This window comes from Parabacteroides distasonis (assembly GCF_004793765.1).
GTDB lineage: Bacteria > Bacteroidota > Bacteroidia > Bacteroidales > Tannerellaceae > Parabacteroides > Parabacteroides distasonis_A.
The window spans coordinates 47850-69125 of the sequence record NZ_SRYM01000005.1 but is presented as its reverse complement, the minus strand read 5'-3'; the positions used below and the strand labels follow the sequence as shown (position 1 = coordinate 69125).

The following is a 21276-nucleotide window of genomic DNA, read 5'->3' as shown; positions in this document are numbered from 1 at the left end:
GCAATAATTACATGAAAACAACTCCGTTTACCGACGTGCATATCGCCTTGGGTGCAAAGATGCACGAATTCGCAGGTTTCAATATGCCTATCGAATATTCCGGAATTATCGACGAACACATGACTGTAGTGAATGGTGTAGGTGTGTTCGATGTTTCCCACATGGGCGAGTTTTGGGTAAAAGGCCCGAACGCCTTGGCTTTCATTCAAAGTGTAACTTCTAATGACGCTTCTGTCTTGCCGCTTGGCAAGGCTCAATATACTTGTTTCCCGAATGACAAGGGAGGTATCGTGGATGATCTTTTGGTATATCATTACGAGCCGGAGAAATATTTGCTGGTCGTAAACGCCGGTAATATCGATAAGGATTGGGAATGGTGCGTAAGCCATAATACGGTAGGTGCCGAGTTGGAAAATTCTTCCGACCGTACGGCTCAATTGGCTATCCAAGGACCGAAGGCGCAAGAGGTTCTTCAACGTCTTACTCCGGTTGACCTATCTTCTATTCCTTACTATTCATTCGTGACAGGTGAGTTTGCCGGTTACAAGAACGTGATTATCTCCAACACGGGGTATACCGGTGCGGGTGGCTTCGAGTTGTATTTCTATCCGAGTGACGCGATGACGATTTGGAATGCTATCTTCGAGGCAGGTAAGCCGGAAGGTATCAAGCCGATCGGTTTGGGAGCACGTGATACATTGCGTCTTGAGATGGGCTTCTGCTTGTATGGAAATGATTTGGATGATACGACTTCTCCGATCGAGGCAGGTTTAGGCTGGATAACGAAGTTCGCCGAGGGTAAGGAGTTTACGAATCGTGCGGAATTGGAGCGTCAGAAGAAAGAGGGCGTAACCCGTAGGTTGTGTGCTTTCGAGTTGCAGGAAAAGGGAATTCCCCGTCATGGCTATGAGATCGCTGATGCGGAAGGAAGCGTGATCGGCGTGGTTACTTCCGGTACGATGTCTCCGGTATTGAAGAAGGGGATCGGTATGGGATACGTGAAACCTGAGTTCGCAAAAGCGGGTACGGATATCTTTATCAAGGTGCGTAATAAGAACTTGAAGGCTCAAGTGGTAAAGGCTCCTTTCCGTAAATAAGAGATAAGGCTATATATAAATAGTTCGAAGGCGATGTTCCTCACGGAGCATCGCCTTCCTTATTATAGAAAAGTTGGACATGATTAATATGTTGTTCCCTGGAAAATGTTCGATTGTGAGTACGGAAGTAGGGTACCGGTCATTCTCAAGTTTCTACCGGAGAAGTTCGGGTCTACGGTAACCGTTGCGTTGTTTGTTCCGTTGGTAAGCATCAAGCTGACGGTAGCGGAGATAAACACACCCTGTACGTTCATGTTCAGATAAACATTGCCCTTGTCATCCTGCTTGGTTTGGATATTGGAGGCGTTACCTTGTACGGTGATTCCACCTAATCCGTTAGGACTGGGATACGGAGAGTTGGATGCGATCTGGACCATGGCCTGTCCGTCATTCAAAGATACGAAGTTCGTATTTGAGTTCACGTAGAATACCTGTCCGTTCATCGGTTGTATGTTGTTAGCCTCCAATACGAATGATTGATTATTGATCGCTTGTACAGCGGTGTTAAACTCTTCTTGGCCTTCTACGGCATCTTGTGCCAGACGTTCTTGTTTCTTGATTTCTCTCTCTACTTTTTGGGCTTCCCTCGTTATGGATTTTTGAGCCATTACTTGTGTCAGCCCGCACATAGCGACAGCGAGAACGACGATAAAAGATACAATTCTTTTCATACTTGATTTAGTTTTAAAACGGTTTTAAATTGTATAGATTAAACAGCGTCGTCGCGAAAAAGTTCCTGTGACTTATCCTTTTTATAGATACAATAACATTTCCACGGAGTATTTATGTTAAATAGAAATCGTACATTTGTAAATAAAGAACATAATACGATAGAATATGGATAAAGTACGTTTTGGTGTAGTCGGAACCAATTTCATAAGTGATTGGGTAATTGCCGGAGCCCGGCAGGATGAGCGTTTTGAACTGGTAGCTGTATATTCGAGAACTCAGGAAACGGCGGATGCTTTCGCCTCGAAACATAATATACCGTACACGTTTACCTCCTTGGAGGAGATGGCGAAAAGCCCGCTGATCGATGCTGTGTATATCGCCTCTCCGAACTTCCTGCATGCCTCCCAGAGTATTCTTTGCATGAGTTATGGCAAGCATGTTCTTTGCGAGAAGCCCTTCGCTTCCAATGCGAAAGAAGTACGTGCGATGATCGAGGCTTCCCGTACATATAATGTTGCGTTGATGGAGGCGATGAAGCCTACACTTACGCCGAATTTCCTTGCTGTACGAGAGAATCTGGGGCGTGTAGGTACGGTTCGTCGTTATTTCGCCTGCTATTGCCAGTATTCCTCCCGTTATGATAAGTTCAAGGAAGGAATCGTGTTGAATGCTTTCAAGCCGGAGTTGTCTAATGGGGCCATGATGGATATTGGTATCTATACGGTCTATCCGATGGTTGTCTTGTTTGGTCGTCCAAAGAAGATAGATGCCTCGGGCATAGTCCTGTCCTCGGGAGCGGACGGGCAAGGGGTCGTGAATTTCTTGTATGAGGGGATGAACGCCACGGTGCTTTATTCTAAGATCGCTAACTCCGCTTTGCCTACCGAGATACAAGGAGAGGAGGGGAACTTGACCTTAGACCGGATCAATATCATCCATAAAGTGACGTATTCCCCCCGTTTAGCTCCGGCGATGGGAAAAGGCCCAGAACCGGTTCCGGAAGACCTAAGCGTGGTCGCCGATAAGGATGAGTACTATTATGAGGTAGCGGAATTTATCAACCTCGTCTTGTCTGGCAAGCGGGAGTCAGAAATCAATAGCCTTGATAATTCTTTGATTACATTGGAGATTATCGATGAAGTACGCCGGCAGTTGGGAATTGTGTATCCGGCGGATTGATAACTGTTCGTGATTTTCCTCTTTTTCCATCGTAGTGAAAAACTTTTTCCACCGTGATGAAAAAGCTTTTTCACTACGATGGAAATCCTTTTTCATCACGGAGAAAAAAGGGTTACTTGTATTTTTATTACCTTTGTGTCCTTAATTGTTTAGGATGTACATATATAATTCAATACCCCATATAACGAACACGCTAAATCTGGGAAAGGACCTATTGGAGGTCTTATTTGAGAAAAGAAAATCATTACCGTTTCGCTATGATTATGCGTTGGATATTATCGATGAGAATAAATTGAATATCTTGATCGAGCGTGAGGTGATCCGCAGGAACGGCCCTTATATCGAGATGGATGAGCATTATCTCTCTTTCTATGAGCTGCTTCTGGAGGCGAATGAGGAGATTTCTACCTCGGTGATCGATGAGAATATCCAGTTGGTGTATCAATTGATCGATTATTATAGCAAGGAGGATAACGATTTGCGTAAGCTGGGCTATCTGCGATCGGTCAAGGCGCATTTGCGGAAGATCGGGAAGATCTTGGTACGTAACGTGGTGTCCTTGCAACGGGTGATCGATAATACGTTCAAGAACGAGCCGAGCTATAAGGTGAAGATCGCCAAACTGGAGAATCTGGACGCTAAACGAATCGAGATCAACCGCCTGATCGTGGAAGTGGAGAAGCTGCTGGATCGGGAACGGACTCCCTTTTTCGCCCAAGCCCCGGACGAGGAGCTGTTGACGATCGCCCGTGAGTTGAAGATGGAGTTATTGAGCGCCGGCCATAGCTTGATCCATTCCCAACAGGATATCATTGATTACTTGAACCAGATCCGTACGCAGGTGGGTTTTACCCGTAAGCTGCGTCGTATCAAATATCTGCGGGAGCAGTTTGAGTTACAGGAGAACACGAACGTGCGGGAGGTGGTAGACGCGGAGCGTTCCGTGGTATTGGAGGGCGTGCAGCCTACCTTATTCAAGGTTTCCATTCCTTATTTGCAAACGGACGAGGCACTGGATGTCATCTTGAAGGTGGCCGACGGCATGCGGCCGGACAAGGCGATCCACCGGCAGGAGCTGGGCGTGATCTCCGCCGAGCAGATGGAGAATCAAGAGGTGGGGGAGGCCGCTATCAATACCCGGAAGATGATGGATATGTTCAGCCGGACCGGAGGGGATTTGTTCTCTTTCGTGATGGGCTATGCATATAACCGAGAGATGGATTTCGAGGCGAAGGTTACATTATTTTGCCGTTTGCTCTCCCTCTATGAGAATGAGTTGGAGATAACAGACCGTTTTGGGCATATGGAGCATGTAGAATATGCCATTATTCAAAGAATCCAGTTGTAGAGACAGGGGCGTACCCCGTCTCTACAATTGGATAAAATAAAACAATAATAATAAGGATGATAGATAATTTACCGGTACAGACCGCACAGATTTATGATTACCTGTCGAAAGGTAATTTTCTGTGCTCGAATACAAGTGTAAAGGAGTTGAGGACACTCTTCTCGGTCGTAGAAGATAATTTTGAGCGTTTACGTGATTATTTCTCACATATCAATTTCGTGTTGGAGCAGGGGAATAATTACTTCTACTTCTCCCGCAAGGAGCCTCGGGCTACCTTGGAGCAAAAGCTCCAGCGTTTCTTCGCTTGGATCGATATCATGGACTTCTTCTGTACGTACGATACGGCCTTCGGGCCCGGTTTCACCTTCTCGCCGGCGGAGATATTGGTACGTTCCCGTATCGACATGGATCTGGAGATGAAGCTGGACGGGTTGAAAAAACATACCGGAGGCAAGGAAAAACGCAAGGATATCCTCGATACCATCTTAGACAGGATGACGAAAGAGGGCTTTATCGAGTGCGTAAGCGATATGAACGGGACGTGGAAAGTGCTCTCCTCGTGGGATTACCTCACGAAGATGATCCATAGTATTAACATAAAGAACGAAGATGAGATATCTCAATAAAATAATATTCATAAACAGCGCCGCTATCCGTTACTCGGAAGTGCAGCTGGATGGAAATATACATTTAATCGGAACGCAGGGAGTGGGGAAGAGTACGATACTCCGTGCGATCCTTTTCTTTTACAACGCCGATACGCAGCGGCTCGGAATCCCGGTCGAGAAGAAATCGTATCAGGATTATTATTTCCCTTATGCCGATTCCTCGATCATCTACGAGGTTGCGAGAGAGGATGGTTGGTTTACGGTACTTAGCTATAAGACGATGAATCGTATCTGCTACCGCTTTATCGCCTCACCGTACCGTCCAGATCTTTTTATCGACGAGGAGGGAGTGCCTTATCCGTCGGATCGTATCCGCTCGGTGCTCGATAAGAACGGTATCAAGTATAGCGGGGCGATCTCCACGTATGAGGAATACCGGAATATCCTCTACGGAAACTCGGATAATAAACGGGATTACTCCTGTTTTTCCTTGATGGAGAGCGGCTCCTACCAGAATATCATCCGTACGATCCAGAACGTCTTGCTGAATTCACGCTTGGAGGCGGATTATATCAAGCAGACGATCATCACCTCCTTGAACGAGGTGGATAGCGTGATCGACTTGAGCCGTTACCGGAGCCATCTCTCCGGTTTTGAGGCGCAACTGAATGATATCGGTGTTTTCCGTGAGCCGGGCATGGCGCGGAAGGCCGCCGGGATCTCTACCTTGTCGGACGATATCCGTAAGCGGGATTTACGGATCAACGATCTGTGCCGCCAATTGCGCGGGGCTTATCTGGAAACGGAGCGTATCTTGCCGGAGTTGTCCCGGAAGATACACGAGCAGGAGGCGGTCAAATCGGATTTCTATAAGCAAAGGGATAAGCTAGACGCTGAATCGAAGAACCGGACAGCCACGATGGAAGGCGAGTTGGCCGTGCTGAAAAACGCCTTGTCAGAGGCGGAAGCGAAACGGGTTTTCTATGCCGGAAAAGATATCCAGACGGCGATGGATCGTTGTAACAAATTGGAGATCTTACAGCAGGAACAGGAATCCTTAGTCGTGGAGAAAGATTTGCTTTCTTCCAAGAATAAAGAAGCCTCGGTCTTGCACGCCAATTTGATCGCTAATCTGAAGAACGAGTTGGCTGGCTTCGAGAATGAGAAACAGAAACAATTACTGGCGGCAGAGACCGAGATCAATGCTCGTCGGGAGGCTCGCCGGGAGTATTATCGACGGCTACGGGAGGAATCGCGCCATGCCGCCTCGGAGGAGAAAGAGCGTTTGTTGGTGGATCGGGAGAAACGTACGACGGAGGTCGCCGCCTTGAAGATGCGTATCAAGACTGCCCGGGGGCAGTCGGGAACCTCGGAGGAATTGGAGGCGGTCAAGGGGCGTCTCGGCAATTACGATGCGAACCGGAAGGACTTGGAGTTGAAGATCCGTGAGCTGAAGTACGAGTTGAACTACCAGACGAAAGAGTTCGAGACCGCCGAGAAACATTTGGATGAGGATTATCAAAAGCTAGCGGAATCCAACGAGGTGAAGATCGAGGCCCTGAGCGCTAAGCTAGCGGAACTGACGGAGTTCTTGGATAACCAGAAAGATAGCTTCTTCAACTGGCTGTCCGAGCATAAACCCGGCTGGGAGCAGACGATCGGGCAAGTGTGTGACGAGCGCCTGCTTTACGGGAAAGAGTTTACGGCGGAGGTAGGTGAGGGAGATACCTTTTATGGAATCCGCTTCATCTCCGGGATTCACCGGAATGTCAAGACCAAGGAGGATTACTTGACGGAGAAGAAGGATGCCGAGGAAAAACGAGCCGAAATCCAGCGGTTCATCGCTACGGCGCGGCAGGACTTGGAGGCGGCCAAGGAGAATCTTCGCAAGCAATATCAATCCTCCGTGAAGCCCATCAAGGAGGATATCTATCACGTGGAATATGAGTTGGAGCAACTGGCGGTTCGCAAGAAAGAAGACGAGTCTCGACTGTCGGCCTTGCGGGATCAGGCGACCCGTCTGAGGCAGGAGGAGATCCGGCGCTTGGAGGAGGAGTTGAACGCTTCCGAGGCCGCCCTTTCCTCGATCCAGCAGGAGATCGCCACGCTTCAGGGTAAGATGGACTGGGAACTCGCTTCCTTGGATGAGCAAGAGAAAGATGAGCTGGCTGCTTTGGATAAGGAACTCTCCGCCCGGAGGGAAGCTATTTCGGAGGAGATCGCACGCAAGAAAGCGGAGCTGGAAGAGCGCAAATCCGGATATGACAGGGAGCAATTGGATAGCCTGACCGCCAGCGGTGGCGATCCGAGGCGTTTGGAGGAGATCCATTCCCGCTTGGCGTATATCGGTGGGGAGATCAAGTATATCAACGAGACCAAGGCATTGATTATCGAGTATCTGAAAGATAAACGAGAGATGCTGGATAAGGTACCCGACTGGACGGCGGAGAGCCTACGTTTGCAGCAGATCATCCACGGGGAACGGGAGGAATTGAAAAAGCGTCTGGCGGACGTGAGCCGGAGCATCTTCAAGGTAGATGCCGAGTTGAAGGAACTGAAGGAGACCCACCGTAAAGCCTTGGAGAACAGGGAGGAATATCACCGCTCTACCCTGTTGGACTGGTTTACCTCTAGGGAATCCGTCTTCTCTTCCATGAACCGTACCGATACGGATGGCGATTGCCGTTCCTTGGTACGGGAGATCACGATCCGCGTCAGCGAGCAATCCCAGAAACTTTCCGAGCTGCGCAAGGAGATAACTGCCTACACCGGCAATTTCTCCGAGGATAATGTGTTCGCCTTCAAGACGAGCTTCTCGGATGATAAAGAGTATATGGATTTCGCTTGCGACTTGAAGGAGTTTATCGACGAGAATAAGGTCTCGGAATACCAATTGCGTATCAATACCCGCAACTCCGATATCTTCCGGCAGATTACGGCGGACACGAAAAGTATGGTCTCTCAGGAAGGTAATATCCGTGGCGTGGTGGATCAGATCAACGCCGATTTCAAGAAGAGGAACTTCGTGGGAATTATCCAGTGCGTCGAGATGCGTATTGATCCGAGCCAGAACAAGATCGTCAATCTGTTGAAGGAGATCAAGCGGTTCAACGAGGAATATAGCTGGGATTTGGGGCAGAACCTGTTCGCTTCCTCGGCTGACGATACGGCTACCCGGGAGAAGGCGACGACGTTGCTACGTGAGTTGATCAAGTCGATGGACGCTTATTCCGGCAGCTTGATCCGTCTGGCGGATTTCTTCGACCTTAAATTCCGGGTGATTGAGAACCGGAATGATACGGGCTTCGTGGAACGCCTTACGAACGTTGGCTCCGAGGGTACGGATATCTTGGTCAAATCCATGGTAAATATCATGTTGCTGAATGTGTTCAAGCGCAACGCCTCTGCGGTGTTCTCCGATTTCAGGCTACATTGCATGATGGATGAGATCGGGAAGCTACACCCGAATAACGTGGCGGGTATCTTGAAATTCGCCAACGACCGGGATATTCTCCTGATCAATGGCTCTCCGACTGAGCAGGATGCCCTGTCCTATAAGCACATCTATAAACTGGAGAAGGACGGCGATAGCTTCACCCGGATCCGGAGGGTGATCACGCAGTTCGATTAATGCCACCCGTAGGAAAACCTCGGTTCCCTACTATGGGAAAGCCCCGATTCCCACTCATGGGAAGCGAGACTTTCCCATAGTAGGGAACAACGCTGTTCCCATACCCCTTACTAATGAATGTTAAAGTCCGGCGATCTCATCCAGCCAAAGCGTAGCCATCGCATCGCTCGGCATTCGCCAGTCTCCGCGGGGGGAGAGGCTGATGGAGCCCACTTTTGGGCCGTCCGGCAAGCAACTGCGCTTGAACTGTTGCTGGAAGAAGCGGCGGAAGAAAGTATGGAGCCATTTCTTGAGGGTGGCATCGTCGTAGGTTTCCCCGAATGCCCGCTTCGCCAAGAAATAAATCTTCGCGGGTGAGGCCCCGAAGCGTAAGAAGTGATAGAGGAAGAAATCGTGCAGCTCGTACGGACCTACCAAATCCTCCGTCTTCTGCTTGATATTCCCATGCTCGTCGGCGGGAATCAATTCCGGGCTGATCGGAGTGTCTACTATATCTAATAACGTGGCGCGGGAAGCCTCGTCTACCTTGTTGTTGGCAACCCATTCCACTAAATATTTAACCAATGTCTTGGGAATACTACCGTTGACGCCGTACATAGACATATGGTCGCCATTGTAAGTAGCCCAGCCCAAGGCAAGCTCCGAGAGATCCCCCGTACCGATCACAAGGCCGTTCTCTTGGTTTGCTACGTCCATAAGAAGTTGGGTACGCTCACGGGCTTGGCTGTTCTCGTACGTCACGTCATGTACATGGATGTCGTGATCGATATCCTTGAAGTGTTGGATGCAAGCCTCCTTGATGGAGATCTCCCGGAGGGTCACGCCAAGGGAGCGTATCAAGTCGCAGGCATTGGTATAGGTACGATCCGTCGTTCCGAAGCCGGGCATGGTGATGCCGATGATCTTATCCCGTGGGATCTTCAAGGCATCGAAGGTCATGACGGTGACCAGTAGGGCCAAGGTGGAATCCAGTCCCCCGGAGATGCCTACGACGGCGGTTTGGGCGTGGGCATGGAGGATACGCTTGGCGAGTCCCGCTACCTGTATATGGAATATTTCCTCGCAACGTTCTTTCAGCGCGTCGCCGGAGGGGGTAAAGGGATGCGGGTCGATTGCCCGGGTCAAATCCAGTGTCCGGTTGGGAAGGCTGAATGAGACTACGGTGCCGTTATCCATGTTATGGTTGAGATAACCCTGCATGAAACTGGTGTTGATCCGTCGGTCGTTCTGTAAGTTCTGGATATCGATCTCGCTGATAACGAGTTGCTCCTCCATGGAGAAACGCTCGGATTCCTTCAGCAACGTGCCGTTCTCCGCTATGATACCGTTTCCTGCGAATACGAGGTCGGTACTGGATTCCCCGAAACCGGCGGATGCGTAGACGTATCCGGCGATACAACGTGCGGATTGCTGGCAGATCAAGGATCGTAAGTAAGCATGCTTACCGATCAACTCGTTGCTGGCGGATAGATTGAATATCAAGTTCGCCCCCTGCATGGCTAGCTCGGAGCTGGGAGGGATGGGAACCCAAAGATCCTCGCAGATCTCGATACCCACACGTACCTCATCATACTCGAAGATCAGGTAGCAATCCAGCGGCACTTCCCGGTTACCGATCGTGATCATGGATTGCTGTAGGTGTGAAGAGGCCGTGAACCAACGCTCTTCTTGGAACTCCTTGTAGCTGGGCAGGTAGCTCTTGGGTACTACCCCTAGTATTTCGCCCCGTTGGAAAGCGACGGCGGCGTTTATCAGTTGGCTTCCGCTGACAAGCGGGCAACCTACGATCGTTAGTAAATCCAGATCGGCGGTGTTGTTCACTAAATCCAGCAAGGCTTTCTCGGCGTTTCTGAGTAAGGTCTCTTGCGAGAACAAATCCATGCAAGTATAAGACGTAACCGATAATTCGGGGAAGGCGATGATCTGGACCTCTTTTTGGGACGCTTGGCGCATCAATCCCTCAATCTGTTGAATATTATAAAAGCAGTCAGCCACTTTAACCTGTGGTACGGCTGCTGCTACTTTGACGAATCCGTAATTCATATTTGTTATTGTTTATCTGATAGATGTTCTTAATTTATCGGGGTTTTGACGACAGTCGAAGATCGCGGAGATATAGATGATATCATCTTCTATAAAATAGATGATTTTGTAATGTTCATGAACAAGAGACCGAAAGCCTTGCGGCTCCGAGGATAAAGCTTGCTCATAAAAACCGAGAAGAGGATTGTCAGCTAACAAATCGGCGTAATGTTTCAGGTCCTTGACTTTCTTGTGGGCCATGTTGATAGAAATCTCCTTCTTATAATACTTCGTAATTTCTTTCAAATCTTCTTTGGCCTTGGCTGTCCAATATGGATTTTTCTGTTTCAGAACCATGTCTCTATCTCTTTATCTAGATCCTCACTTGATGTAACTCTACCTTCTCGGGCATCTTCTACCGATTTCCGTACCGCTGCTATCATCTCCTCTTGCGAGTGGATTACGCAAGGGCGGGGTGTCCTTCTCTTGGAAAAGATCTTTTTGGCAGCCCGTTCCAGTTCCTCCGATATCTCCATGTCATCGATTTTGTTAAGGTATCTCTCCACGAAGCTTTCTCTCCATTGTTGTAACTCTATTGTCGTCATATCAATTTCCCTCCTATATATTTATGCCCCAAAGGTATGTATTTTGTATGGGATAAAAAAGAAGGAGAGGTATACTTCGCAGCATCCTCTCCTTGTTAACACAAAACAATCAACAAAAAACTACTGTCTGAATAAGACTATCTGATGAATAAAAGCTCACGATATTTCGGCAAGGTCCATATCTGGTCATCGACAACCAGTTCCAACTTGTCGATATGGTAACGGATGGCTTCCATCATCGGGACGATCCGGTCGTGGTAAGCGATCGCCTTCTCCCGCTCGCTCTCTATCTTGTTGGCTATCTTGCGGGCGTTGACCATCTCGTCCACTTTTTCCTTGATGAAGATCGTGCGGTTCGCTATATCCTCGATGATCTCCATGTTCTTGGAGGATAGATGGGCGGCTTTATCTGCGGGGAATAATTCACGCATCTTATATACGTTGTCGATCAAGGAAGACTGGTATTTGATGGCCATCGGGATGATATGGTTCATAGTTAGGTCGCCTAATACACGTGCCTCGATCTGGATCTTCTTCGTGTACATCTCCCATTTGACCTCGTTGCGGGCTTCCAGCTCCTTGCGGGTCATGACTCCTGTGGATTCGAACATGCGGACACTGCTATCTTTCAGATAAGCGTCGAAGATCAAAGGCACGCTGGTCTCGCAATCCAAGCCCCGGCGTGCGGCCTCGGCCTTCCATTCCTCGCTGTAGCCATTGCCGTCGAAATGGATCGCCTTGCATTCCTTGATATCCTTGCGGATTACCTCGATGATAGCGGCGAACTTATCCTTTCCGGTGGCTATCTTAGCGTCTACCTCGGCCTTGAACTGCCTCAACTGATCCGCTACGGTAGCGTTCAATACCAGCATGGCGGCGGCGCAGTTCGCGGAGGAACCTACGGCACGGAACTCGAAACGATTACCGGTGAAGGCGAAAGGGGAGGTACGGTTACGATCCGTGTTATCGATCAATAACTCGGGGATACGGGCGATATCGAGTTTCATGCCTTGCTTTCCCGCTAGGTTGAAATCTTCCGTATCGCTGTTCTCCAGATGCTCCAATACCTTGGATAATTGTGCTCCTAAGAAGCTGGAGATGATTGCTGGAGGAGCCTCGTTCGCTCCCAAGCGATGTGCGTTGGTTGCGCTGGAGATGCTGGCCTTCAACAATGCGTTATGGGTGTACACGGCTTTCAGTACGTTGACCACGAAGGTCACGAAGCGCAGGTTGTCTTCTGGCGTCTTACCCGGTCCCATCAAAAGGATTCCGGTATCGGTTCCCAGCGACCAGTTATTGTGCTTGCCGGAACCGTTCACGCCTTTGAACGGTTTCTCGTGCAACAGGACACGGAACCCATGTTTGCGGGAGATCTTGCGCATTAGGGCCATGATCAGTAAGTTATGGTCATTGGCGAGGTTGCATTCCTCGAAGATGGGAGCTAGCTCGAATTGGTTCGGGGCGACCTCGTTATGGCGGGTCTTTACGGGAATGCCAAGTTTCAATGCCTCTACCTCGAGGTCTTTCATGAATTCCATGACACGGGTGGGGATGGCGCCGAAGTAATGATCCTCCAACTGCTGGTTCTTGGAGCTTTCATGTCCCATCAAGGTTCGGCCGGTCATCAACAGATCGGGACGTGCGGCGTACAGGCCCTCGTCTACTAGGAAGTATTCCTGTTCCCAACCTAGGTAGGCGTATACTTTCTTCACGTCCGGGTTGAAGTAGTGGCAGACATCGACCGCCGCCTTGTTCACGGCTTCCAAGGCTTTCAGCAGGGGGGCTTTGTAGTCGAGGGATTCGCCCGTGTAAGCGATGAAGATCGTTGGGATGCATAGGGTGTCGCCTACGATAAAAGCGGGGGAGGAAGGGTCCCAAGCCGAGTAGCCACGGGCCTCGAACGTATTGCGGATACCGCCGTTCGGGAAACTGGAGGCGTCCGGCTCTTGCTGGATCAGTAGTTTGCCCTCGAATTCCTCAAGTACGCCGCCTTTGCCATCGTGCTCGATGAAAGCGTCGTGCTTCTCGGCGGTACCTTCCGTCAAGGGATGGAACCAGTGGGTGTAGTGGGTAGCGCCTTTTTCCATCGCCCATTTCTTCATGCCGGAGGCCACGGCATTCGCTGTCTCACGGTCTAACGGGCTACCGTTATCGATGGAGTCCACCAGTCTCTCGTACGCTTTCTCGGGAAGATATTTAAACATCTTCTCACGGTTGAATACCAACTCTCCGTAATACTCGGAAGGTCTCTCGGCGGGAGTGGCTAGCTCGGTAGCTTTCTTCTCGAACGCCGATTCTACGACTCTAAATCTTAACTTTGACATAATACCTAATGATTATTGTTGTTTATAGTAAATGACTTATCTTAGCCACTTCCTCAGCCTAGCCATGGCCTCTAGGGTATCATCCCTATCGCCGAAAGCGGTGAGGCGTAGATAACCTTCCCCGCTTGGTCCGAATCCCACTCCGGGGGTTCCGACTATCTTGACTTCATAAAGCAGTTTGTCAAAGAATTTCCATGAGGAGAGGCCGTCTGGGGTCTTTAGCCAGAGGTATGGGGCGTTATCGCCTCCGTACACCGTGAGACCACAGTTTTGCAGACCCTCTTTCATGATCTTTGCGTTGGTCATATAATAATTGATAGTAGCTGTTATTTGCTGTTTGCCGGCGGTGGAATAAACCGCCTCCGCACCCCGTTGGGTTATGTAGCTGGTTCCGTTGAATTTCGTGCATTGGCGACGGTTCCATAATTTGTTCAACTGTACCCGTTGCCCGTCTAGCGTGAAGGCGTTCAACTCCTTCGGTACGACCGTGTATCCGCAACGTATTCCCGTGAACCCTGCGGTTTTAGAGAAGCTCCGGAATTCGATGGCTACCTTCTTCGCACCCTTGATCTCGTAGATAGAGTGAGGGATATTCGGGTCCTGTATATAAGCCTCGTAAGCCGAATCGTACATGATAAGCACGTCGTTGGCAAGAGCATAGTTTACCCATTTCTTCAATTCGTCCTTAGTCAAGGTCGTTCCGGTCGGGTTATTGGGATAGCAGAGATAAAGGATGTCCACCCTGCGACTGGGCAGATCCGGTATGAAGTTGTTTTCCTCCGTGCAAGGGATGTATACGACATCGCTCCATTTCCCGTTTTCCAATACTCCGGTACGTCCGCTCATTACGTTTGAGTCGATGTAGACCGGATATACGGGGTCTGTTACCCCGATACTATTGTCGTGGCGGAGCATGTCGCCTATATTTCCACAATCGCTTTTCGCTCCGTCGCTGATGAATACCTCGCTCGGTTCGATAAAGACTCCCCGGCTGGCATAATCGTTCTTGATGATAGCGTCGATTAGGAAATGATATCCCTGCTCGGGGCCATATCCGTGGAATGTATCCTTGCTCGCCATTTCTTCCACGGCTTTATGCATCGCCTCGATAACGGCGGGGGCAAGTGGTTGCGTAACGTCACCAATGCCCATTCGAATGATCTTATCCTTGGGATGGGTAACCTTGAAGCTGTTTACCTTTTTCGCGATGTCGGAGAAAAGGTAATTGTTCTGTAGTTTCAGGAAATGTTCATTAATTAGTGCCATACTCAGTTCTTTTGTTTTTATGTTGTTGTTTTCGTTGTTTTGTCTCGTTCCCCGTGTCAGACTTTGATGAATCCCTCGAATACGTTGACCGCTCCGCCGGTCATAAAGACCTTACCGCTTCGCTCGTTCCACTCGATGGTTAAAGGGCCCCCATCCATGATGACCTTTGTTTTTCGCTTTGTCTTCCCACGTACGACCCCGGCCACGGCGGTGGCGCAAGCTCCGGTTCCGCAGGCTTGGGTGATGCCGGAACCTCGTTCCCACACTCTCATCCGTACCTCGTCCGGTTTTAGCACCTGCACGAACTCCACGTTTGTCCGGTCCGGAAAAAGCGGGAGGCATTCCAATAACGGGCCTACGCTTGCCAGACCGACCTGGTCTATCTCGTCCACGAAGATAACCAAGTGAGGATTTCCCATAGAGATGACGGTGCCGGTGTAAATTTCTCCTCCAGCCTCAACCTCCAAGGCCATCTCGCCTACGGCAGGCATTCCCATATCTACCGTGACCTCGGTGACCTCTTCACGCTCTATTTTCAATTGTAGCTCTTTGATACCAGATAAGGTCTCTAAGGTAACCTTGTTCTTTTGCGTTAGGCCGGCCTCATAGACATATTTGCCAATACATCTGGATGCGTTTCCGCACATCATCGCCTCGGAGCCGTCCGCATTATAGATATGCATGCTGAAATCCGCAATGTCTGAAGAACCTATCAAGACCAAACCATCAGATCCTATGCCTGTGTGCGGCTTGCTCCATGCGATAGATAATTCCTCGGGGTTGTCTATCGGATAGACCATCGTGTTTACATAGATGTAATCATTTCCGGCACCGTGCATCTTTGTGAATCTGATTGATCTTGTCATTTTAATGATATTATTCTTTATATTATTTCTTTTTGTTTTATTGTAATGCAAATATATAACGTTTTGATAAGTATATGACAGGTGAGAGGCTCGAATGTTTTATAAATATGAGGTTTGTAATAGATTGAAGTTATAATATATGCTTTTAGTTGTAAATGATAATTAGAAGTGTGTATGTTGGTTTTATATCGTAATATATGCTTTGTGAATATGGGTTGCTATAACTGTAAGTAAAAAAGCTATATATCTATCTATTTGCTTAAAATAAGTCTGTTTGTCTGACGAGCCTCTTTTTTAAGAAGCCTCAACTAGGGATAGATAATGGGTGAAAATACGTATTTAACCACTGATTTCTACGTAAAAGGTCATGTTTTGTCACACGAAAGGTCGCGTTGGGCGACGCAAGTAGTGGCGTTAGCCAACGCGATAGGTCGCATAAGGCGATACATATAGTCGCGTCGGGCGATACAACCGTATGAAATGCCTCTTTTATCCGTATAAAAAATATGTTTTGACCCGTATAAATGTGAACTAGCATGAATTATTTTTCTAGAACAAAAGGTCGTATTTGGCTAATATATTACTAAACAATCATTTGCTAATATTTTTTCTCATATTTAGGGACGAGAAGTACATCAGGCCAGAAAAATCAAATCTCCGGGAGTTTGGTTTACAAATTGACAAAAAGAAAGGAGCTACTCGGTTTTGTTTCCGGATAGCTCCTTTTATCAGATTAACTAATTATCTAGATAATTTATTTTACGAACTTAACAGTTGTCTTATGAGCAGATCTCAAGAGCTTAGACTGATCGATTGAGATCATATAAATACCGTTCGGCATATTCGGAGTGCTGATGTATTGCTCATCGCTAGTGATGATACCCGTAGAAACAACTTTACCTACCATATTAACGATTACATAATTACCCTTACCATTCTTTACATGAAGACCGCCAGCGGTTGTAGAAACCTTAACCTCTTCGACATCATTCTCGATAGTCTCGTTGTCTGTGATGATACCCATAGCATTAGATTTGATATACATTGTTCCTACAGGAGCTGTATAATCTGCTGGTGTAAAATCAACTGTGATAGTTTGATTTTTTAATGGCATAGTTACATCTATATTCATACTTGCTTTCAATGCTTTTGCTTCATCATCGTATGAACTCATTTTAATAGTTGCTTTAGCTGCTTGTGTACCTACCATAGATGGAACAACTTCCATTGCAAATGTAGTAATACCTTTACTATCTGCTTCAGACTCAAATTCAGTTGTACTCATGTTGAAAGAAGTAGAACTTCCTGAAATTAAATCAGTAAAAACTCCATTCAATATAGAAGATGCTAAATGTTGAGGATTAATTTCTTGGTTACCTTGTATAGTTGTCATACTAGCGTCTTCCCAACTCCAAGTAGCATCTAATGTCTTTTTCTCATACGTTGTGTAACGTGTTTGGATCTTCTTGCTATTTACAACATTGACATTTTGTACTAGTTTTTTGTATTTATCTACGTTGACAGTTCCGGAAACGTATGAGGTTAAGATTGTAGAGTCAGGAGTTATAGTACCTGCTACTGTTGCCTGTGGATTTAAATATACTACTGCATCCCCCATAGGCAATATTCCATTTGTTATGATACCCTTCAAAGATGCGTTGATTGTTGGTTTTTGACTCTGCATTTTAGTCATATCAATGGATATCTGGAAGTTTGGAAGTTTGCTTATCGCTGTTATTCCACGTAAGCTTTCTCCAATTTTAATATCATAATTATAAACAGCATTGGAACCTGTTTCTGTCATGGAAACAAGAGTGCCACTCTTTATATTAGTCATACCTAATGATGTCAATAGTGCTTCAAGATCTCCAAGATCAAGATTGGCCGTGAAGGAACTAAACGGAAGTAACCCTTTCTTTTCTCCTACAGAAAAATTCACACCGCAAGAGATAAAACCATCTAAAGCACTAGCTGTAACTTTCAAAGGTACGCTGATTTCGATAGTTTGCCCATTTGCGGTTGTCATCGTATAATCTTTGTAATCCGCAAATTTTAATTTGATATTGGCTAACATTGGCTTTACTGTAGCTGGTATGCCATTGATATCTACCTCACTTAAATTAATATTCATACTATCTGGCTGAATACTAATCGGTGTTGATGTAGCTGCACGTAACATGCCTTGTGTACCAAAAAGCGGAGAGTTTAGTACGGTTTCAATGTTGGGATTTGTTAATCCCATGAAATCTATACCACTGATTTGTTTTACTTGATCAAATATCGCCGGTACCGCAGCTTTTACAAAAGCCACCTTTTCTTGGTCTGATATTTGTTTTTGTTGTTGTGCCATCACTGGGGTGGTAGCCATGAATGTAGCGGCTGCCAAACTAATGCATGTAAAGATTTTCTTCATATAAATTTGTTTTAAAGTGTTTTATGACTCTAGTTGGCAAAGTTATTATAAAAATTAAATGCACCAGCGTTTATTATTCATAAAAGTTGGTGCATTTTGCTACTAAAGAAAAGAAATATTCGTCAATAAGCGGATTCATGTACGTCTTTTATGGCCCTGCCACTTGGCTCGTTCATGTTTTTGAAAGCCGAGTCCCAAGCTAAAGCCTCTGCGGTAGAACACGCTACGCTAGGAATGGAAGGCACGCTTCTCGCTGCGCTTTCGCTGGGGAAATGCTCTTCAAAGATGGAGCGGTAATAATACTCTTCCTTGTTTTGGGGTGGATTGATCGGGAATCGTTTGGCGGCATTCGCCATCTCTTCATCAGTGACCGACTCGGAGGTTATTTTCTTTAATGTATCGATCCAGCCATAGCCTACCCCATCCGAGAATTGCTCTTTTTGCCGCCAAGCGATCTCCTTGGGCAAGCTGTCGGAAAATGCTTCTCGAAGTATCTTCTTCTCGATGGTCGTACCCGGGCACATCTTTGCCGCCGGATTCAGACGCATGGCCACATCAAGAAACTCTTTATCCAAGAACGGCACTCGTCCTTCTACGCCCCATGCGCAAAGGCTTTTGTTCGCGCGCAAGCAATCATATAAATACAGTTTGCTTAATTTACGCAGGGTCTCTTCATGGAAAGCCTGTGCGTTCGGGGCCTTATGGAAATATAAATATCCCCCGAATACCTCGTCCGCACCCTCGCCGCTTAGTACCATCTTGATACCCATGCTCCGGATCACACGGGCCAATAAATACATGGGGGTAGAGGCTCGGACGGTAGTGACATCATAGGTCTCGATATGATAAATGACATCTCGTAAAGCGTCCAATCCTTCTTGTATCGTATAATGGATCTCATGATGAACCGTACCGATCGCATCCGCTACTTTACGGGCGGCGAGCAAGTCCGGGGCATCTTTCAATCCGATGGCGAACGAGTGGAGTTGAGGCCACCATGCGTCAGCTTTCCCATTGGTCTCGATGCGTTTCGCCGCGTATTTCTTGGCGATAGCGGAGGTGATGGAGGAATCCAGACCTCCGGATAGAAGGACGCCATGAGGGACATCGCTCATCAGTTGGCGTTTGACGGCGGCTTCCAGCGCATCGTGAAGTTGTTGTACGTCGGTAGGATTATCTTTCACGTTGGCGTAATCCATCCAGTCACGGGTGTACCATCTCGTGAGTTTACGGTCTTCGCTATAGAAATAATGACCGGGGAGGAACGGCTCGTAATGAGTGGCGAAGCCTTCAAGTCCTTTTAACTCAGAAGATACCATCAAGTGTCCCTCGTCATCGTATCCGATGTAGAGCGGGATCACACCGATCGGGTCACGGGCGATCAAGTAAACCTCTTTCTCCTCGTCATAGAGAGCGAAGGCGAAAATTCCGTTGAGATCCTCGATGAAATCAATCCCTTTCTTCTTGTATAAGGCGAGGATCACCTCGCAATCGGAGCCGGTTTGGAACTCGTAATCGCCTTTTAACCGTTCTCGTAATTCCTGATGGTTGTAGATTTCTCCGTTGACGCAGAGGATGAGTTTCCCGTCGGGGCTGACCAAAGGCTGCCCTCCGGAGGCAGGGTCTACGATGGAAAGGCGTTCATGGGCTAAGATAGCGGTTTTGCCTTGGTAGATACCACTCCAGTCCGGCCCCCGGTGACGGATTCGTTTACTCATTAATAACGCTTGTTTACGCAGGGCTTGCGCTCCGTCGTGTATATTGAATATCGCTGTTATACCACACATGATCATTAAAAATTGAAAGTTGAAAATTAGTTGGTTTGTAAGAAACGGTCGATGGATCGGGCGACATTACGGCCGGAGGCCATCGCTTTTACGACTAGGCTCGCTCCGCTGACAGCGTCTCCGCAGGCGAATAGGTTGCTGTTGGCGGTATATCCGGCGTTGTCTACGGCGATGTTATTGCGGTTGTCGGTAGCCAATCGCAGTTCTTTGATCAATCCTTCTTGCTCCGGATGCAGGAAGCCCATGGCGAGGAAAACCAGATCGGCCTCGATGATCTCTTTCTTGCCGGTCAGCCTCATCTGCGGACGGCCTCCGTCTGGGGAGGGAACCCATTCGACTTCTTCTACCTCAACCCCTATCAGATTGTTTTTCTCTCCGATAAAACGGTTAGAGGCTAGATTCCACCGGCGGATACAACCTTCCTCATGGCTGCTGCTGGTTTTCAGTACTTGGGGATACATGGGCCAAGGTGTCGCCGGATTCTGTCCGACGGGTGGCTGGGGCATGATCTCGATCTGGGTGACACAGGCCGCCCCATGACGGTTCGCTGTCCCTACGCAATCGCTACCCGTATCTCCTCCGCCAATCACTAAGACTTTCTTGCCTTTGCAATTGATCTGGCTTTTGGGCGGGATCGGGATGCCTTCTAAGATCCGGTTCTGCTGGCTTAATAACTCCAAGGCGAAATGTACGCCTCTTAAATGACGTCCCTCGATAGATAGATCCCGGGGAACCTCGGCGCCGATCGCTACGCAAACAGCGTCGAAATCTTTCACTACATCTTTCGCTAATATCTCTTTGCCGACCATCGTGTTTACACGGAAAAGAATCCCTTCTTGCTCCATGATGCGGATACGGCGATCGATAATGTGCTTGCCTAGCTTGAAATTGGGGATGCCGAAGCGTAGCAAGCCGCCCGGTAACTCATCTTTCTCGAATACGGTGACTTCATATCCTTTTCGGTTCAATTGGTTCGCAACGGTCAATCCGGCGGGACCGCTACCGATCACGGCTACCTTTTTCCCGTTGCGTACCGGTTGGATTGGCTGTACGTATCCTTCCCGGAAAGCGGCTTCCACGATAGCCGCCTCATTCTCACGGATCGTGACAGGTTCGTCACAACTAAGTTTCAGTACGCAGCTTTTCTCGCAGAGGGCGGGGCAGACACGTCCCGTGAACTCCGGGAAGTCGTCGGTCTGCTCCAATACGTGATATGCCTCTTTGTAATGGCCTTTGTATAACAAATCTTGCCATTCGGGTTGCTTGTTACCCAGCGGGCAGGCCCAGTGGCAGAAGGGTACGCCACAATCCATGCAGCGGGAGGCCTGCGTACGGCGATCGCTGCTGTTCAAGGTCTGTTCTACCTCGCTGAAATCATCTATACGTTCGTGGACGGGACGATAGCCCGCCTCTTGTCTATGTATCGTTAGAAATGCTTTTGGGTTTCCCATAGTTCTC

15 protein-coding genes are annotated in these 21276 nt (G+C 48.1%); 5 read left to right on the top strand and 10 right to left on the bottom strand.

Annotated features, from left to right (window positions below):
- Positions 1-11: 11 nt before the first annotated feature.
- Positions 12-1097, top strand: coding sequence for a glycine cleavage system aminomethyltransferase GcvT (gcvT, locus tag E5342_RS02840; protein WP_121736448.1), 1086 nt, complete (start codon positions 12-14; stop codon positions 1095-1097).
- Between the two features lie 83 nt (positions 1098-1180).
- On the opposite strand, the gene E5342_RS02835 is transcribed toward gcvT, so the two are convergent.
- Complete coding sequence (locus E5342_RS02835; protein ID WP_121736449.1) at positions 1181-1768, bottom strand: DUF4251 domain-containing protein; 588 nt, start codon at positions 1766-1768, stop codon at positions 1181-1183.
- A 166-nt stretch (positions 1769-1934) separates the two neighbouring features.
- On the opposite strand from E5342_RS02835, the gene E5342_RS02830 reads away from it, so the two are divergent.
- The 4 genes from E5342_RS02830 (at position 1935) to E5342_RS02815 (ending at position 8535) form a co-directional block, all read left to right on the top strand.
- Positions 1935-2948, top strand: a complete 1014-nt coding sequence (locus E5342_RS02830) for a Gfo/Idh/MocA family protein (protein ID WP_121736450.1) — start codon at positions 1935-1937, stop codon at positions 2946-2948.
- Between the two features lie 154 nt (positions 2949-3102).
- Positions 3103-4296, top strand: a complete 1194-nt coding sequence (locus E5342_RS02825) for a hypothetical protein (RefSeq protein WP_135958785.1) — start codon at positions 3103-3105, stop codon at positions 4294-4296.
- 56 nt (positions 4297-4352) lie between these two features.
- A complete protein-coding gene (locus E5342_RS02820) occupies positions 4353-4922 on the top strand; it encodes a condensin complex protein MksE (protein ID WP_005866029.1) in 570 nt (189 codons plus the stop codon).
- The gene (locus E5342_RS02815) at positions 4906-8535 is read left to right on the top strand and encodes an ATP-binding protein (RefSeq protein WP_121736452.1); all 3630 of its coding nucleotides are present in this window, start codon (positions 4906-4908) and stop codon (positions 8533-8535) included. Before E5342_RS02820 ends, E5342_RS02815 begins: the two co-directional genes overlap by 17 nt.
- A gap of 120 nt (positions 8536-8655) precedes the next feature.
- Here the strand turns inward: E5342_RS02815 and E5342_RS02810 are convergent, their stop codons facing one another.
- The 9 genes from E5342_RS02810 to E5342_RS02770 form a co-directional block, all read right to left on the bottom strand.
- The gene (locus E5342_RS02810; protein ID WP_121736453.1) at positions 8656-10578 is read right to left on the bottom strand and encodes an NAD(+) synthase; all 1923 of its coding nucleotides are present in this window, start codon (positions 10576-10578) and stop codon (positions 8656-8658) included.
- Between the two features lie 12 nt (positions 10579-10590).
- Entirely contained in the window at positions 10591-10914 is a 324-nt protein-coding gene (locus tag E5342_RS02805; RefSeq protein ID WP_005861930.1) for a type II toxin-antitoxin system RelE/ParE family toxin, read from the bottom strand.
- Positions 10905-11162 (bottom strand): hypothetical protein, encoded by a 258-nt coding sequence (locus tag E5342_RS02800; protein ID WP_121736454.1) that lies wholly within the window; start codon positions 11160-11162, stop codon positions 10905-10907. The genes E5342_RS02805 and E5342_RS02800 overlap by 10 nt, the downstream gene beginning before the upstream one ends.
- Before the next feature lie 137 nt (positions 11163-11299).
- Positions 11300-13486: a glutamine synthetase III gene (locus tag E5342_RS02795; protein WP_135958784.1), complete on the bottom strand. Its 2187-nt coding sequence runs from the start codon at positions 13484-13486 to the stop codon at positions 11300-11302.
- Between the two features lie 36 nt (positions 13487-13522).
- Positions 13523-14752 (bottom strand): LL-diaminopimelate aminotransferase, encoded by a 1230-nt coding sequence (locus E5342_RS02790; RefSeq protein WP_135958783.1) that lies wholly within the window; start codon positions 14750-14752, stop codon positions 13523-13525.
- 56 nt (positions 14753-14808) lie between these two features.
- Entirely contained in the window at positions 14809-15618 is an 810-nt protein-coding gene (dapF, locus tag E5342_RS02785) for a diaminopimelate epimerase (RefSeq protein WP_135958782.1), read from the bottom strand.
- A 754-nt stretch (positions 15619-16372) separates the two neighbouring features.
- On the bottom strand, positions 16373-18031 hold the full coding sequence (locus E5342_RS02780; RefSeq protein ID WP_135958781.1) for a DUF6383 domain-containing protein: 1659 nt from the start codon (positions 18029-18031) through the stop codon (positions 16373-16375).
- A gap of 122 nt (positions 18032-18153) precedes the next feature.
- Positions 18154-19818, bottom strand: a complete 1665-nt coding sequence (gene asnB, locus E5342_RS02775; protein ID WP_135958780.1) for an asparagine synthase B — start codon at positions 19816-19818, stop codon at positions 18154-18156.
- Between the two features lie 26 nt (positions 19819-19844).
- Entirely contained in the window at positions 19845-21269 is a 1425-nt protein-coding gene (locus E5342_RS02770) for a glutamate synthase subunit beta (protein ID WP_135958779.1), read from the bottom strand.
- Between the last annotated feature and the right edge of the window lie 7 nt (positions 21270-21276).

Bases quoted from the DNA above. Each gene is read 5' to 3' on its own strand.
- gcvT (WP_121736448.1), top strand. From the start codon at position 12: ATGAAAACAACTCCGTTTACCGACGTGCATATCGCCTTGGGTGCAAAG.
- E5342_RS02835 (WP_121736449.1), bottom strand. From the start codon at position 1,768: ATGAAAAGAATTGTATCTTTTATCGTCGTTCTCGCTGTCGCTATGTGC.
- E5342_RS02830 (WP_121736450.1), top strand. From the start codon at position 1,935: ATGGATAAAGTACGTTTTGGTGTAGTCGGAACCAATTTCATAAGTGAT.
- E5342_RS02825 (WP_135958785.1), top strand. From the start codon at position 3,103: ATGTACATATATAATTCAATACCCCATATAACGAACACGCTAAATCTG.
- E5342_RS02820 (WP_005866029.1), top strand. From the start codon at position 4,353: ATGATAGATAATTTACCGGTACAGACCGCACAGATTTATGATTACCTG.
- E5342_RS02815 (WP_121736452.1), top strand. From the start codon at position 4,906: ATGAGATATCTCAATAAAATAATATTCATAAACAGCGCCGCTATCCGT.
- E5342_RS02810 (WP_121736453.1), bottom strand. From the start codon at position 10,578: ATGAATTACGGATTCGTCAAAGTAGCAGCAGCCGTACCACAGGTTAAA.
- E5342_RS02805 (WP_005861930.1), bottom strand. From the start codon at position 10,914: ATGGTTCTGAAACAGAAAAATCCATATTGGACAGCCAAGGCCAAAGAA.
- E5342_RS02800 (WP_121736454.1), bottom strand. From the start codon at position 11,162: ATGACGACAATAGAGTTACAACAATGGAGAGAAAGCTTCGTGGAGAGA.
- E5342_RS02795 (WP_135958784.1), bottom strand. From the start codon at position 13,486: ATGTCAAAGTTAAGATTTAGAGTCGTAGAATCGGCGTTCGAGAAGAAA.
- E5342_RS02790 (WP_135958783.1), bottom strand. From the start codon at position 14,752: ATGGCACTAATTAATGAACATTTCCTGAAACTACAGAACAATTACCTT.
- dapF (WP_135958782.1), bottom strand. From the start codon at position 15,618: ATGACAAGATCAATCAGATTCACAAAGATGCACGGTGCCGGAAATGAT.
- E5342_RS02780 (WP_135958781.1), bottom strand. From the start codon at position 18,031: ATGAAGAAAATCTTTACATGCATTAGTTTGGCAGCCGCTACATTCATG.
- asnB (WP_135958780.1), bottom strand. From the start codon at position 19,818: ATGTGTGGTATAACAGCGATATTCAATATACACGACGGAGCGCAAGCC.
- E5342_RS02770 (WP_135958779.1), bottom strand. From the start codon at position 21,269: ATGGGAAACCCAAAAGCATTTCTAACGATACATAGACAAGAGGCGGGC.